Origin of the sequence: Aeromonas sp. 1HA1 (genome assembly GCF_029237385.1) — a bacterium.
Classification (GTDB): domain Bacteria; phylum Pseudomonadota; class Gammaproteobacteria; order Enterobacterales; family Aeromonadaceae; genus Aeromonas; species Aeromonas popoffii.
Map to the genome: position 1 here is coordinate 1 of NZ_JAACGC010000046.1, position 14422 is coordinate 14422.

The window sequence follows — 14422 nt, forward strand, 5'->3', positions numbered from 1 at the left end:
TCTGGCGCTGCCAAAAATCAACGCGTTCTTGAGTGGTCATAGCGGAAATCCCAACGTAGATACGATGGGTTTCAGTGTGCCGAGGTGATCTCAGTAAAAACAGGTGCTGATTCAGGGGCGCTTACTGTATTTCAATCGCCGGATAATTAATGACTTTACTCATATGGCACGTTTGATTATTTACTGATAGTGCGCGCAGGATCAGTTCGGGATCCTGCCCAACCGGGTGATAAGCCGGGCTCGCAGGTGGATATTGGGGGGGTGAACGGCATCGGCGCTGGCGCCCGCCGTGACAACCGTCACCACACTGGCACGGCAGTCACTGACGGCTTGGCAGACGTGGGACGGATGGGCTGGCTGGTGTCATTTATTACGCGGCCAGCTATCAGCAATGGCGGTGCAATGGCAGATGCCAATGCACCGCTCTGCGCTGTCATGGCGACAGCGCCCTGCCCTGATTAGCTCAGATCGTGCAGTGCTTTGCCAAGCGGAGGGGAAAGACGCATATCAGAGAAGGTCACCGCCAACCCTTCACGCTCGGGCGTACAGCACATGATACCGATAAAGTTGCATGATGCCGCCGAGAAGGGACAGAGGCGCAGCAAGGGCCAATGCTCACCATCGCAGGAATACTGCAACCGCAAAGCGCCATTGGCTAACGTCAAGCGCAGCCAGAAGCGGCCTGCATGGCCTGTAAACACGCCCGTTGCCCAGTCAGAGCAAGGGTTGGTTAATACACTCCCTATCATGGGTTGCGCATCATTGAACTCAATGCCTGCTTTTAACCAGTGCTGCTCGTTCTGAATCAACATCAGGCCAGCCTGGTCATATAGCGTGGTGTAGTCGCCTTCGACGCACACTTGAAACGTAAAGTCGCCCTCCACTTCACAGCCATAAACATGGCCAGAATGGCGCTGAAAGTCGTACCAGGTCGTTTGCCAAAAATCACTCTTGTGGTCGGTCACCACCTGCAATTTACCGTCGTTCAAGTGCCAGGTGGCTGGCTCGTTGAGCCAATACCATTTCTTTATGTCACATTTCATCGAATTCGCTTCCTTAGCAATATAGGCGGGGCCTCAATCAAGCTGTACCTTGCGGTAACTGAGAAACAGTGCGCAAGAGAGCAAGGTTACGCAGGTAAACGCACCAATTAAAGAGAAGATGTGAGCAAGCCCCCCTATGATGGCCGGCCCAATCAGAATACCTGAGTACCCCATCGTTGACACCGCAGCCACCGCCAGCGCATCGGGCATGGCCTTCTGGCGACCAGAGGCGGTAAATAACATGGGGGCAACGTTGGCCAGACCGAGACCAATCAACAAAAAGGCACACGCCAGCATCCAGAGAGAGGTACTGAGCACCAAGATGGTGAATCCACCGGTCGCCAATATTGCACTGGATACAAACACTCGTTTATGGCCAAACATGGCGATCACACGATCACCGGTAAATCGGCCAATCGTCATGGTCACGGCAAACAGGGTATAACCGACCCCGGCTTGATTGGCATTAACATTTGGCTGACCCAGCAACAGTATGCCACTCCAGTCGAGCATCGCCCCTTCCATGATGTAGGCAATAAAGCACAGGGCGCCCAAAATGATGACACTGCCATGTGGCAACACAAAAAATGGCGTATCACGTTGTTCCGATTCATTGAGCAATCCCTGCCAGGCCGACAGGATTAACAGCACCAGAAAAAATTGCACCATAAATACGACGTTCAGCGACGAGACGCCGAGCGCCAAGAGCGCACTGACCACCCCTGCCCCGGTAATGCCGCCCAGACTGAACAGAGCATGGAAGCCTGACATTATGGGCTTGTTCGCACGTTTTTCAGTGATGACGGCATGAATATTGACCACCACATCCATGGCGCCTATTCCTGCCCCAAATATGAATAACGCTATCGCAATTGGCAAAACCTGATCCAACACAACCAGTGCCGGCAAGGTGAGCAGAACAACCAATAACGCCGAGGTAAAAACACGTCTGCAGCCATAGCGTGACGCCAGCATCCCTGATAGTGGCATCATCAGCAGTGAACCGAGACCAAAGGCCAGCAATATCGCCCCCATGGTGCCATTCTCGACTTGCAAACGTTCTTTTACGAGTGGGATAAGCGGGGCCCATGTGGCTAGACTGAAACCTGCAATAAAGAATGCTTTTCGCGTTGCCTGTACGGGTTGCTGGATAAAAAGCGGTATGGCTAACTCTGACATAATGAACTTCCTAAAACAGCTCCCTGCATTCAGGGAGCAAGAGATCAGACTGCGGGGTAAAACGATTTAAACGCATCAATGTCGCTTAATCGTTCAATGATGGCGACAGCATTTTTATAGTGTTGTTGATCAGATAACGCATGTGGCCAGGCATATACATGCTCAATCCCGGCACGTATTGCAGCCAGCACACCGAGATCGGTATCTTCGATCACCACCACCTTTTCCGCAGACGTATTCAATAACGCCAGCATGGCCAGATAGGGGTCTGGATGCGGCTTGGTTCGTGCCACATCATCACCAGAAATCAGCACAGGTGTCTCTGTTAGGCCAAGTAATGCGATATTGGCCAAGCAAATATCTCTGGGGGCGGTAGAGACAAATCCAAACTTGATATTTAACTTCTGCAAGGCCGCCGTCAAGGTCACGACACCCGGGCGAAGATATGCCTCATTTAACTTTTCCTTATAGGTAGAAATTGTTTTTGAAACAATGTCTGATTGAAGCGCCTGCGGGACTTTTATATGTTCAAGCGTCTCTTCCAAACTTAAGCCAATCAACTGCTGAGGCTGATAGTCACAGGCATGGTCTGGAGCCAAATGGCGTAATACATCAAAGTGAAGTTGCTCACTATCAACGATGACGCCATCAATATCAAATATAACCGTAATGGGCTGCATGATGTTTCTCTAACCGTTATTTTATATCTGCCAGACGCACCAGCACCTTACAGTTCGGCGTAAAAAATGGCGTCATTGTCTTATTGGCAATATCACAGCCAACTGTTTTGAAGGCTTCCTGATAATCTGAAAAATCGAACACATGACTGATCAGCTTTGCCACTGGAATGTCACCATCCCGGATCATCACATAGGCCCGCTCAAAACTGTTATTCAAGGAGTCGATGGATCCAATGACAGACAGACTTTTATCTGCAATTTTCAACACATCCAATTTGGCATGTTTGTCTTTCAACGCCACATTCAGTAGTTTCCCACCCGGAGCCAAATGGGAGAAAACAAGCTCGGTAAGTTGGCCGGTCGTATCGACACACAAGTCGATCTGACTCTGTTTACTGCCGTATTCCTGTTCCAGTGCCTGCTCGAAATCACTATATAACATGGTCGATGGCGGCAGGCATTCCCTGGCGAACTCGCTACGGCCCGGATTGTTTTCCACCAGGAAGGGTTTGAGGCCTTGATGATACAAAACCCACAGATAGAGCATCCCCATTGGGCCTGCCCCGACCACGGCGGCCCGAATATTGGTGTGGGTAATCGCCAGCTTATCGACACCGGTAATGGTACAGCTCAGGGGTTCGGTCAGAGAAGCGGCTTCCATACTGACGTGGTCATCCAGTTTGCGTAGAAAAGCCTCTTTGGCGCGATACTGATGAGCAAAAGCGCCATCATAGGACACACCGGCTTCGGTCCCCATTTTTTGTTCGCAGTGGTTGGGATTGCCCGTCTGGCACATCCTGCACTCGCCACAGGCATAAGTCGGGTTAACCACAACACGATCCCCAACCTTGAGCCTTGTCACTCTCTGACCAATACGGGTCACAACGCCACTGGTCTCATGACCCAGCGTGGTGCCCGGCACGGCGACCGGATATGCGCCACTGATGATGCCAACATCTGTCCCACAAATACCGCATACCGCAATATCGACCACAACGTCATCAGCCTCAAGACAAGCAAGATCGTTTACCTTCACTACATCGACTTGCCACGACTTTGAATATTTGAGTGCCAGCATTATGCGACTTCCTTCACTAATGAATGAACTTTGCTCATTACAGAAAATGTTTCATCCAGCTTTAAAATAATTTCAGCCAAATGTTGACGGGTACAAATCAAGGGGGGACGAACTTTTAACGCCCGGCTTTTTCCATAACGCGCACCACGGATAATCAAGCCTCGACTGGCAGCAATTTCTATTGCCTTGGCTGCATATTCTGCTGATGGTGTGTCAAAGCCAAACATGTAGCCTAATCCGCGAACACCTGAAATATCACGGTATTTACTCTGCAGAGACAATAAACTATCACGCAAAAATTCTTCATTCTCTGTCACGTTGGCCAGAATCGCCTCATCCTCAATGATGTCAATGACCTCATTAAGCGCCACCAGGGATAGTGGGTTGGCCCCTGACGTACTGGAGTGTTCAAAAGATTCCAATACATCAAGCTCTGGTTTCATCAATACCCCGGCAGTCGGAATACCGATACCACCAGCACCTTTGGCAAATACTATGATGTCCGGGTCCAGCTCTTTTGCGTAACCATTAGAGGCAAAAAATGTTCCGGTACGGCCAAACCCCGTCTGAACTTCATCAGCAATAATAACAATGCCATTTTTATGGCAGAACTCCCTGAGAGATCGGTAAAACTCTTGCGGGATAACGATATTGCCACCATTACCCATAATCGGCTCGATAATAAGGCATGCTATATTATCGTTGGAACCTAACTGCAGCATTTCATCCAGATCAGGGTAACTCGCCAAAGAGGTATCATCAGCATTCATCGCCATGATACTTGGCGGGGTAGGTATTTTTAATGAACCCGCTATGTTGATGTTGAAATTCTTGATACGGAATGCATTGCCTGAAATCTGGGCGGTAGCGAGAGATTGTCCATGATGTGACAAATAAAGTGATATGACACCTGAACGCTTGGTATATTTTTGTGCCATTCTGATTGCACATTCAACTGCACCAGAGCCAGACACATCACGCAACCAGATTCTATCTATTGCGGGTGGTGTATGCTTGCGCATTTTTTTAAGTATGTGTTGCGAAATTTCCCATGTGTAAGCAGAACTAAGGTGAGCGCATCTGTCTATTTGCTGCTTCAATTTATTGGCCAGTCGCGGATGGGTATAGCCAAGCGGAAGATTGAATGTTCCAGATGCCGCGTCTATATTCTTGACATCATCGACATACAGATATGGACCATCACCACGATAACGCGACATGTTTTTTGTGAAAAAGTCTTCCATTTATACACTCCTTAATTTGCTTACATACAAGCATCACATTTACCACAGCACTTTATCTCTATGCAGATAAACCAGACTAGGTGCGGCCATTATCTTGCATAAAAAATTGGACGTGGTTTTCCCCTGCCGAACAATTAAATCAGCAGTTATTACACGAGCAAGCGTGCTGAACTTCATAGAATAAAGCACAGTGTCTGAAGAGTCGGCGTTTATTGAAAATCACACAGCCAAGACATGCAGCAATTAACAATTGCATCAGTTAAAGCATTGGCCAGCGTAATTAATACTGATGATTTTGTTAAATAACATACATCACTCTACAGACACACTCAGTGATTAAGCGTCTATGTTACATATCACACTCCATCCAAATACCAAGCATCTTGAACAATAAACATCCGAGAGGGAAGTGACTGGTTCAATCAGGCATCAGCAGGAACTGAAACCCATCAAAGATTGATCTTCAGCTGCCACTTTAAAAAATGACCAACATTGCAGATACAAATAATCGATGCCCAAAAACACTAATAATACTAATATCCCATACAGATTCACATGTCACCAAATAGTTTCCAATGAGCCCCCGGAAAGCGGTTTCATTTGGTCATGAATGACAATTAAAAACTTTAAAATCAGATTTAAATTTCATCATAGTTGGAAAAAACAAACTCTATAACTTTGATATAACAATTTAATAGTTATTTATTTCATTTTTAGCTACTTCTTAAGCGTGACCTCCTCATTGAGAGTCTAATAGCGGAGAGTGTTCTGTTTTAATCCATTAAATGACAATTAAGATATTAATATTTCAGGTGTGCGCCTTATTGTGACGAGCCCTCCTCTCCCTTCGTCACAAATGACGAACGTCAGATGTCGACACAGTGCCGCGTCCTTATTACGGCGCAACGCAAAATTTAAACCCTATTTAAAACAGCATCTTGGAATCAATTTCACGCCCCGGACCAATCTGGCCCGCATTTTGCCATCTTGCCCCTATTCTCTCCGTTCGCGACACGACAAGGTAGGCTATGAACCGCTTCGTTATCGCTGACCCCAAGCTGTGTATTGGCTGTGGCACCTGTATGGCGGCCTGCAGCACGGTGCACAAGGCGCAAGGTTTGCAGCAAGCCCCCCGTTTAACCGTCATGCGACACGAGCAGGCGACCATGCCGGTTCAGTGCCGTCACTGTGAAGAGGCCCCCTGCATCAAGGTGTGTCCGGTCGAGGCGATTGCCCAGACCGACGACAGCGTGCAGCTCAACGAGTCGCTCTGCATCGGCTGTACCCTCTGCGCCGTAGCCTGCCCGTTCGGTGCCATCCAGAGCGGTGGCAGCCGCCCGGTGGCCATGGCCAACAGCTACGACACCTATATCCCCTGCTCTATCCGCTCCAGCAACCCCTCTACCTCTGCCGGTCTGCGCTGCTTTGGTTCAGATCTGCTGAGCTGGGAGCCCGGCGTGCGCAGCATCGCAGTCAAATGCGATCTGTGTGAGTTTCGCGCCGATGGCCCCGCCTGCATTGAGGCCTGCCCCTCCCAGGCGCTCTCTATCGTCAACGACACTGCCTGTGCCAACGCCGCCCGCGATCGCCGCCTGCAAGCGGCCAATGCCCACCCACAAGGTGCGCCCGCATTCTCGGCGTCTGCTTGCGCGACCTCAGCTTGCTCAACCGCCACGGCGACGCCTGTTTCATCCGACGCTTCACTCACTGAGGGATCCTGCTGATGTTGTCCCCGCTTGTTATGGGCACCCTTGTGCTCTTCCTATTGGGCGCCGTGGCCGGTCTGCTGCTGCAAACGTACGCCTCTCTGGCCAACCGCCTCAATAGCGGCTTTGCCCTGTTGGGTTCGCTGGCCGGTGTGGTTGCCGCCATCAAGGCCCTGGCCCAAGATGCGCCGATCGACGGCCAGATCTGGCTACTGGGTTCGGTGCATCTGGATATGCTGGCGGCACTGATGCTGCTGGTAATAACGCTCGTGGGCGTCGCCGTCTCCCTCTACTCCTTTGCCTATATTCGCGAATATCAGGGCAAGGGGGATGTGGCCATTGGCGTGCTGATGAACCTCTTCCTGTTCGCCATGGTGGGCATGGTGCTGGCCGACAACGCATTGGGCTTTTTGCTCTGCTACGAGCTGGTGACCCTCACCACCTACTGGCTGGTCAAGACCAACCCGGAAGCCGCCAAACAGAGCCGCCTTTATCTGGTGATGAACCATATCGGCATGGCGCTGGTGTTGGTCGCCTTCTGGCTGCTCTGCCGCGAGTCAGGCTCGCTGGAGTTCGCAGCCCTTCGTGAACACCATCTGGCGGGCACATTGGCCTCGCTGGTGTTCCTGCTCAGCTTCTGCGGCTTTGGCCTGCGCGCCGGTTTCGTGCCGCTGCACGGCTGGCTGCCCGTCGCCGAGCCCGTCGCCCCCTCCCATATCTCGGCGCTGATGTCGGGGGTGATGGTGAAGCTCGGGCTGTTCGGCATTTTGCGGGTCAGCATCGACTTTCTCGGCGCCAGCCAGCTCTGGTGGGGCTACATGGTGCTGATCTTCGGTGCCTGCTCGGCGGTGCTCGGGGTGCTGTTTGCGCTCGCCGAGCACGATCTCAAGCGGCTGCTCGCCTACCACACGGTCGAGAACATCGGCATCATACTGATGGGGATGGGGATCGGCATGATCGGCATCGCCAACCAGCAACCGGCACTGGTGGTGCTGGGGCTGCTCGGTGCCCTCTATCACCTGCTCAACCACGCCATCTTCAAGAGCCTGCTCTTTATGGGCACAGGCTCTGTGATGTTCCGCCTGCACACCCGCGACATGGACAAGATGGGTGGCTTGGCCAAGCTGATGCCCTGGACTGCGCTGGCGTTCCTTATCGGCGCCATGGCCATCTCGGCGCTGCCGCCGCTCAACGGCTTTGTCAGCGAGTGGTTTATCTATCAGGCGCTCCTTTCCATGACCAGGCTCGGCACCTCTGTGGTGGCCCCACTGGCAGTGGTGATGCTGGCAGTGACTGGCGCCATGGCGGTGATGTGTTTCGTCAAGGTGTACGGCATCTGCTTTTGCGGTGCACCGCGCAGCGAAAAAGCGAGTCAGGCCCGCGAAGTGCCCCATGCCATGGTGGCAGGCACCCTGCTGCTGGCCGCAGCCTGTCTGGTGCTGGGTCTGGGCGCCCCCTGGATTGCCCCCTTTGTCAGTGGCTACGGTCAGGCCCTCGTCTCCGCTCACGTCACGGGCCAGATGAGCGTGGCCACCGGTGCGACCCTGCTGCCGCTGGATAGCAGTCAGGCAATCCTCTCACCGCCCGTGATTGCCATCACCCTCTTTGGCCTCTTCCTGATCCCGCTGCTGGTCGTGGCGCTGTTCAAGGGACCCAAGCTCGGTCGTCGTCACGCCGGTACTCCCTGGGCCTGTGGTTACGCCTACGAGGAGCGCATGAGCCTCACCTCCGGTGGTGTCACCCATACCCTGCGCCAGCTCTGCGCCCCCCTCTATCGCAAACAGCCCCTGCTCGATCTGGCCACTGCGCTGCATGGGGTGAGTGCGTCGTCCTCTGCCGCTGGCTGGCTCTTGCACGGCCTTGTGCTGGCGTTCTTTATCCTGATGGCTGTAGGAGTCTGATATGCCTGTTCTTGAAATGCCGAGCTGGGGCATGGTGGCCCTCGCCCTGACCCAGGCCATCGCCATGCTGGCGCTGGCGCCGCTGGCCACCGGGTTCAACCGGGTGCTGCGGGCAAAAATGCACTCCCGTCAGGGGCCTGGTCCGCTGCAGGATTACCGGGATATCGGGAAGCTACTGCGCCGTCAGGAGGTCACCCCGGAGCCTGCCGGCATCCTCTTCAACCTGATGCCTGCACTGCTCATCGCCGCCTTGATGCTGGTGGCGATGGCGCTACCTACCCTGACCCACAAGTCCCCCTTTCCCATCGCCGGGGATCTCATCACCGACATTTACCTGTTCGCCATTTTCCGCTTCTTCTTCTCCCTGGCGGGGCTCGACAGCGGCAGCATGTTTGCAGGGATAGGTGCCCGCCGCGAACTGACGCTGGGCATTCTGGTGGAGCCCATTCTGATGCTCGCCTGCTTCATCATGGCGATGATGGTGGGCAGCTCGGATCTGGGCAACATCAGCAGCTATGTGGCCACCCAGCCACTGGCTGCGCCCATCGCCACCCTGTTGGCCGGGGCCGCCTGCGCCTTCGCGGTGTTCGTGGAGATGGGCAAGCTGCCCTTTGACTGCGCCGAAGCAGAGCAGGAGTTGCAGGAAGGGCCGCTCACCGAATACTCAGGCGCGGGACTGGCGCTGCTCAAGCTCGGCATCGGCCTCAAGCAGCTGGTGGTGGTGCAGCTCTTTTTGGTGATCTTCCTCCCCTTCGGCAAAGCGGCGAACTGGAGCCTGCCCGCACTGGCACTGGCTGCCCTGATCCTGCTCTGCAAGCTGCTGGTAGCCTTTGGGCTGGCGGGCATTATCGAAAATGCCATGGCCCGCACCCAGTTCGTGCGCACCCACAAGCTCACCCGCTATGGCTTGGGGCTCGCCCTGTTGGCCCTGCTTGCCTATCTGGTCGGGGTGTGAGCCATGACGGCCTTTACCTCCTCTTTTTCCGATTGCTCATTCCCGAACATAAAGTGAGAACTGCATGACCATCGCCATTTCGGATCGCATCGGTTGCGACTATATCCAGCAACTGCGAGCGCAACTGCCCCACGCCATTATCGACGAGCAGTGGCAGACCGCCGATCAGGCCACCCTGACCGTCAAGCCCACCAGCCTGGTGGCCCTCACCAGCCTGATCTTCCACAAGCAGGGGGGCTGGCTCTCTGTCTCTTTCGCCAATGACGAGCGCAGCCTCAACGGCCACTTCGCCGTCTACCACGTCTTCTCCATGGAGGGCGACACCAAGAGCTGGATCACAGTCCGGGTGCTGGTCAACGCCATTGAACAGGAGTACCCCTCCATCACCCCGACCATACCGGCAGCGGTATGGGGCGAGCGGGAGATCCGCGACATGTACGGCCTGCGCGCCGTCGGCCTGCCGGACGAACGCCGTCTGGTGCTGCCGGATGACTGGCCGGAAGATATCCACCCGCTGCGCAAGGACGCCATGGATTACCGCCAGCGCCCCATGCCCACCACCGACACCGAGACCTACCCCTTCGTCAATGAGCTGGGCAATGAGGCCAACCGCATCGTGCCGGTCGGCCCGCTGCACATCACCTCGGACGAGCCGGGACATTTTCGTCTGTTTGTCGATGGGGAAGACATCATCGACGCCGACTACCGCCTCTTCTATGTCCATCGCGGCATGGAAAAACTGGCAGAAACCCGCATGGGCTACAACGAGGTGGCGTTTCTGACCGACCGGGTCTGCGGCATCTGCGGCTTTACCCACAGCGTCGCCTACACCACCTCGGTGGAGAACGCCATGGGCATTAAGGTGCCCGAGCGGGCCAAGATGATCCGCGCCGTGCTGCTGGAGGTGGAGCGCCTGCACAGCCACATCCTCAACATCGGCCTGTCGAGCCACTTCACCGGTTTCGACACCGGCTTTATGCAGTTCTTCCGGGTGCGGGAAAAGTCCATGACCCTGGCTGAGCTGCTGACCGGTGCCCGCAAGACCTACGGCCTCAACCTGATTGGCGGGGTGCGCCGCGACATCTTCAAGGAAGATCGCATCAAGGGCGCCCAGCTGGTGCGGGAACTGCGTGATGAGCTCAAACCCCTGGTGGCCATGCTGCTCGACACCGCCAACATCACCTCCCGTCTGGTGGGGATAGGCCGCCTCGACCCGCAAATCGCCCGTGATTTCAGCTGCGTCGGCCCCATGGTGCGGGCCAGCGGCTTCAAGCGCGACGTGCGCCGGGTCCACGACTTTGCCGCCTATCGCGAACTGCCGATGGAGATCCAGACGCTGGCGGGTTGCGACGTGCAGTCCCGGGTGCTGGTGCGCATCCACGAGCTCTACGACTCCCTCGACATGATTGAGTTCGGTCTTGAGCACCTGCCAGAGGGGCCACTGCTCACCGAAGGGTTCACCTATCAGCCGGGCAAGTTTGCGCTGGGCTTTACCGAAGCGCCCCGTGGCGAGAACGTCCACTGGAGCATGACCGGGGATAACCAGAAGCTGTTCCGCTGGCGCTGCCGCGCCGCCACCTACGCCAACTGGCCTGCCCTGCGCTACATGCTGCGTGGCAATACCGTCGCCGATGCGCCGCTCATTATCGGCAGTCTGGATCCCTGCTACTCCTGTACCGATCGGGTCACCCTGGTCGACCCCAAGAAGGGCAAGTCCACCGTGGTCTCCTACAAGGAGATCGAGCGCTACGGTATCGACCGCAAAAACTCTCCGCTGAAATAAGGGGTCATCATGATCAAGTTGTTCAAGACCATACTCCAGGCGGGCACACCGACCGCCAAGTACCCCTTCGCCCCCTATGAGGTGAACCGGGATTTTCGCGGCAAACCGAACTATCAGGCGGATCAGTGCATCGCCTGCGCCGCCTGCACCAAGGCCTGCCCGGCCAATGCGCTGGTGATGGAAGTGGACATGGAGACCGGCGAGCGGCGCTGGGAGCTCTCCATGGCGCGCTGCATCTTCTGCGGCCGCTGCGAAGAGGTCTGCCCGACCCGCGCCATCGCCCTCTCCCCCGAGTTCGAGCTGGCGGTGACCAACAAGGCCGATCTCTATGAGGAGGCCCGCTTCGCGCTGGCCCCCTGCACCCTGTGCGGCACCTACTTTGCCCCGAGCAAACTGGTGGCGCTGGTGGAGGACACCCTCAAGCAGGCAGGCACCCCGCTGGCGACCCCGGATCGGCTGCACCACTGCCCCGACTGCAAACGAAAACAGAGCATGCTGAGCCAGCCTGACTCGGCCCTGACCACACCGATGGCCACACCGATAGCCGCACAACAGGAGTGGATGTGATGAGCAAGATCAAAGGCATAGAACCGGTTGTCGGCCATGCCCATACCCGCGCCGTGCCGCTGGCACAGGATCCCGAGATCACCAAGCTCAAGAAGACCCTGCTCAAAGACATTCGCCGCTCGGCCTATGTCTATCGGGTCGATTGTGGCGGCTGCAACGCCTGCGAAATAGAGATCTTCGCCACCATCACCCCGCTGTTCGATGCCGAGCGCTTCGGCATCAAGGTGGTCGCCTCCCCCCGTCACGCCGACATCCTGCTCTTTACCGGCGCTGTGACCCGGGCGATGCGAGTCCCAGCCCTGCGCGCCTATGAGGCCGCCCCCGATCCCAAAATCTGCATCGCCTACGGTGCCTGCGGCTGCGATGGCGGCATCTTCCACGATCTCTACTGCGTCTGGGGCGGCACCGACAAAATCGTGCCGGTGGATGTCTATATTCCGGGCTGCCCGCCCACGCCGGCGGCCACCATCTACGGCTTTGCGGTGGCGCTCGGCCTGCTTGAGCAAAAACTCAAAGCCACCAGCCACGAGGTGCAACCGGGGGTGCGGGTCGAGCTGCGCCACACCGGCATCCCCAATGAAATTCGGGTGATGATCGAGCGTGAAGCGCGCCGCATGGCCGGTTACCGTCAGGGACAGATCATCGCCGACGAGTTTATGGCCCTGCTCGAAGGGGCTACCCAGCAGGATGTGGATCTGCGCATCCGGAGCTATCTCGATCAACATGACGACCCGCGCCTGTCGGAGATCGTCAACAACCTGGCGGGCGCCTGCCTTAACCGGGCGGCAGGTAAGGGAGAGGCAGTGCATGGCTGACCAGGTTTACTTTTACCGTCTCTCCCGCAAGTTTGTGGACGAGCAGTTTGACGTACCGGAAGAAGCCAAGGAGGTGATCTACTACAGCCTCGCCATCGGCCACCACCTCGGCATCGTCGATTGCCTCAGTGCCGATCTGGTCTGCCCACTAACGGGTTATCGCGACTGGGTGGCCAAGCTGCCCTTTGGTAGCGAAGCGCGCCGCAAGATGGAGGGGTTTCTCACCTTTGGCGAGATCACCATCTATCGCGAGCACTGCCATATGCTGGCCTGTGCCTTCGACCGGCTGCGTAAAGCCGAAGGCGTGCTCGATGAGCAGCTGCTGAGCTGGACCAACACCTTTATGGATCAGCTCACCGCCCTCTATAACGACCCCCATATGTACCTGATGGTAAGGAGCCGCTGATGGGCTGCAATCTCGTGTTGACCGTGGGCAATGCCATGATGGGGGACGACGGTGCCGGCCCTTGGCTGGCGGACAAACTGCAAGCCGCCCCCCTGCCCGGCTGGATCCATATAGACGGCGGCATCGCGCCGGAAAATGCGGTCTACAAGGTGCGGGAGCTGCAACCGGCGCGGGTGGTGCTGGTGGATGCCGCCGAGATCGGCGAGAAGGCGGGCACCTTGCAGGTGATCCCCCCCGAGACCATCGCCGAGATGTTTATCTTCTCGACCCACAACATGCCGCTCAATTTCCTGATCGACGAGCTCAAGACCTTTGTTCCCGAGGTGATCTTTGTCGGGGTGCAACCGGCCATCGTCGCCTTCTCCTTCCCGATGACCGAGATGGTGAGCGAAGCGATGGATTATCTTTATCAACATCTTGATGCCGCCAAGGACACCCGCTTGTTAATAGAGCGGCTGGACCAGTGGAATATTACCAACGCCGAGCGATGACTATGCACAGGCCTGTTAACGCCCGTTATTGACTGACTGCTTTGGCAATGTGATAAACACCCGGTGTTAAATTAAAAACATCGGGTTAATCGTGCTGAACTTGATATAAAACAAGGTTCTTTTGATTTTTCAAAAAACCGCTAACTCTCGCTTTTTTATGATAAAAAAGCGTTGCCAGTCACAAAAAATTGCCACAAAATAGCGTCCATAGTGGAAGTTGATGGGGTCTGGTGGCCTCCTCGGTCTTCAAAACCGATGTGAGCCGAGAAGGCTTTGGCAGGTTCGATTCCTGCCTCTTCCGCCAATTTCATATATTGAGCAAATGTCATCTCGCTGATGTTTATTGGCCTGAATGCTATTTTTAATCGCTTGTTCAATATGTTTGAAGCAATACCTTTAAAGAAGGTGCTTGCCGCTTGCCAATATAATCCGAACACAGGTTATTGCTCTGGCCAACTATTAATTTATCAGCATAAATAGACCATTTATTTATGCACGATGTTTGCAACAATCCGCAAACCGCCAGCACTGAAATAACCCGTCAGCTCGGCCTCTCTATCGGCGACCGGTGTGC

At 55.4% G+C, this 14422-nt stretch carries 13 protein-coding genes and 1 tRNA gene; 9 read left to right on the forward strand and 5 right to left on the reverse strand.

Features of this window, described 5'->3' with window-relative positions; translation table 11 throughout:
* Positions 1 to 458: 458 nt before the first annotated feature.
* Genes GWQ22_RS14370 through GWQ22_RS14390 form a run of 5 tightly spaced genes read right to left on the reverse strand, consistent with a single transcriptional unit; the run spans position 459 to position 5224 of the window.
* The gene (locus GWQ22_RS14370; protein ID WP_275930714.1) at positions 459 to 1043 is read right to left on the reverse strand and encodes a DUF1349 domain-containing protein; all 585 of its coding nucleotides are present in this window, start codon (positions 1041 to 1043) and stop codon (positions 459 to 461) included.
* A 33-nt stretch (positions 1044 to 1076) separates the two neighbouring features.
* On the reverse strand, positions 1077 to 2222 hold the full coding sequence (locus GWQ22_RS14375) for an MFS transporter (protein WP_042034274.1): 1146 nt from the start codon (positions 2220 to 2222) through the stop codon (positions 1077 to 1079).
* Between the two features lie 44 nt (positions 2223 to 2266).
* Positions 2267 to 2902 carry an HAD-IA family hydrolase gene (locus GWQ22_RS14380; RefSeq protein WP_275930715.1) on the reverse strand — a complete coding sequence of 212 codons (636 nt, stop codon included), beginning with the start codon at positions 2900 to 2902 and terminating at the stop codon, positions 2267 to 2269.
* Positions 2903 to 2918: 16 nt separating this feature from the next.
* Entirely contained in the window at positions 2919 to 3980 is a 1062-nt protein-coding gene (locus GWQ22_RS14385; protein ID WP_275930716.1) for an alcohol dehydrogenase catalytic domain-containing protein, read from the reverse strand.
* Positions 3980 to 5224 (reverse strand): aspartate aminotransferase family protein, encoded by a 1245-nt coding sequence (locus GWQ22_RS14390; RefSeq protein ID WP_275930717.1) that lies wholly within the window; start codon positions 5222 to 5224, stop codon positions 3980 to 3982. Before GWQ22_RS14390 ends, GWQ22_RS14385 begins: the two co-directional genes overlap by 1 nt.
* A 1028-nt stretch (positions 5225 to 6252) precedes the next feature.
* Between GWQ22_RS14390 and GWQ22_RS14395 the strand changes: the two genes are divergently transcribed.
* The 9 genes from GWQ22_RS14395 to GWQ22_RS14435 all read left to right on the forward strand — a co-directional run bounded on the left by GWQ22_RS14395 (position 6253) and on the right by GWQ22_RS14435 (position 14152).
* A complete protein-coding gene (locus tag GWQ22_RS14395; RefSeq protein WP_275930718.1) occupies positions 6253 to 6948 on the forward strand; it encodes a 4Fe-4S dicluster domain-containing protein in 696 nt (231 codons plus the stop codon).
* On the forward strand, positions 6948 to 8831 hold the full coding sequence (hyfB, locus tag GWQ22_RS14400) for a hydrogenase 4 subunit B (protein ID WP_275930719.1): 1884 nt from the start codon (positions 6948 to 6950) through the stop codon (positions 8829 to 8831). Before GWQ22_RS14395 ends, hyfB begins: the two co-directional genes overlap by 1 nt.
* A 1-nt stretch (position 8832) precedes the next feature.
* Entirely contained in the window at positions 8833 to 9786 is a 954-nt protein-coding gene (locus GWQ22_RS14405; RefSeq protein ID WP_108536147.1) for an NADH-quinone oxidoreductase subunit H, read from the forward strand.
* A gap of 64 nt (positions 9787 to 9850) precedes the next feature.
* On the forward strand, positions 9851 to 11569 hold the full coding sequence (locus GWQ22_RS14410) for a hydrogenase large subunit (protein WP_042034284.1): 1719 nt from the start codon (positions 9851 to 9853) through the stop codon (positions 11567 to 11569).
* Positions 11570 to 11578: 9 nt separating this feature from the next.
* The gene (locus GWQ22_RS14415) at positions 11579 to 12136 is read left to right on the forward strand and encodes a formate hydrogenlyase complex iron-sulfur subunit (RefSeq protein ID WP_275930720.1); all 558 of its coding nucleotides are present in this window, start codon (positions 11579 to 11581) and stop codon (positions 12134 to 12136) included.
* Positions 12136 to 12951, forward strand: a complete 816-nt coding sequence (locus GWQ22_RS14420; RefSeq protein ID WP_275930721.1) for an NADH-quinone oxidoreductase subunit B family protein — start codon at positions 12136 to 12138, stop codon at positions 12949 to 12951. The genes GWQ22_RS14415 and GWQ22_RS14420 overlap by 1 nt, the downstream gene beginning before the upstream one ends.
* Complete coding sequence (locus GWQ22_RS14425) at positions 12944 to 13357, forward strand: formate hydrogenlyase maturation HycH family protein (RefSeq protein WP_275930722.1); 414 nt, start codon at positions 12944 to 12946, stop codon at positions 13355 to 13357. The genes GWQ22_RS14420 and GWQ22_RS14425 overlap by 8 nt, the downstream gene beginning before the upstream one ends.
* Positions 13357 to 13848 carry a hydrogenase maturation peptidase HycI gene (gene hycI / locus GWQ22_RS14430; RefSeq protein WP_275930723.1) on the forward strand — a complete coding sequence of 164 codons (492 nt, stop codon included), beginning with the start codon at positions 13357 to 13359 and terminating at the stop codon, positions 13846 to 13848. The genes GWQ22_RS14425 and hycI overlap by 1 nt, the downstream gene beginning before the upstream one ends.
* A 212-nt stretch (positions 13849 to 14060) precedes the next feature.
* Positions 14061 to 14152 (forward strand) — tRNA-Sec (locus GWQ22_RS14435).
* The last annotated feature ends 270 nt before the right edge of the window (positions 14153 to 14422 follow it).

Bases quoted from the DNA above. Each gene is read 5' to 3' on its own strand.
- GWQ22_RS14370 (WP_275930714.1), bottom strand. From the start codon at position 1,043: ATGAAATGTGACATAAAGAAATGGTATTGGCTCAACGAGCCAGCCACC.
- GWQ22_RS14375 (WP_042034274.1), bottom strand. From the start codon at position 2,222: ATGTCAGAGTTAGCCATACCGCTTTTTATCCAGCAACCCGTACAGGCA.
- GWQ22_RS14380 (WP_275930715.1), bottom strand. From the start codon at position 2,902: ATGCAGCCCATTACGGTTATATTTGATATTGATGGCGTCATCGTTGAT.
- GWQ22_RS14385 (WP_275930716.1), bottom strand. From the start codon at position 3,980: ATGCTGGCACTCAAATATTCAAAGTCGTGGCAAGTCGATGTAGTGAAG.
- GWQ22_RS14390 (WP_275930717.1), bottom strand. From the start codon at position 5,224: ATGGAAGACTTTTTCACAAAAAACATGTCGCGTTATCGTGGTGATGGT.
- GWQ22_RS14395 (WP_275930718.1), top strand. From the start codon at position 6,253: ATGAACCGCTTCGTTATCGCTGACCCCAAGCTGTGTATTGGCTGTGGC.
- hyfB (WP_275930719.1), top strand. From the start codon at position 6,948: ATGTTGTCCCCGCTTGTTATGGGCACCCTTGTGCTCTTCCTATTGGGC.
- GWQ22_RS14405 (WP_108536147.1), top strand. From the start codon at position 8,833: ATGCCTGTTCTTGAAATGCCGAGCTGGGGCATGGTGGCCCTCGCCCTG.
- GWQ22_RS14410 (WP_042034284.1), top strand. From the start codon at position 9,851: ATGACCATCGCCATTTCGGATCGCATCGGTTGCGACTATATCCAGCAA.
- GWQ22_RS14415 (WP_275930720.1), top strand. From the start codon at position 11,579: ATGATCAAGTTGTTCAAGACCATACTCCAGGCGGGCACACCGACCGCC.
- GWQ22_RS14420 (WP_275930721.1), top strand. From the start codon at position 12,136: ATGAGCAAGATCAAAGGCATAGAACCGGTTGTCGGCCATGCCCATACC.
- GWQ22_RS14425 (WP_275930722.1), top strand. From the start codon at position 12,944: ATGGCTGACCAGGTTTACTTTTACCGTCTCTCCCGCAAGTTTGTGGAC.
- hycI (WP_275930723.1), top strand. From the start codon at position 13,357: ATGGGCTGCAATCTCGTGTTGACCGTGGGCAATGCCATGATGGGGGAC.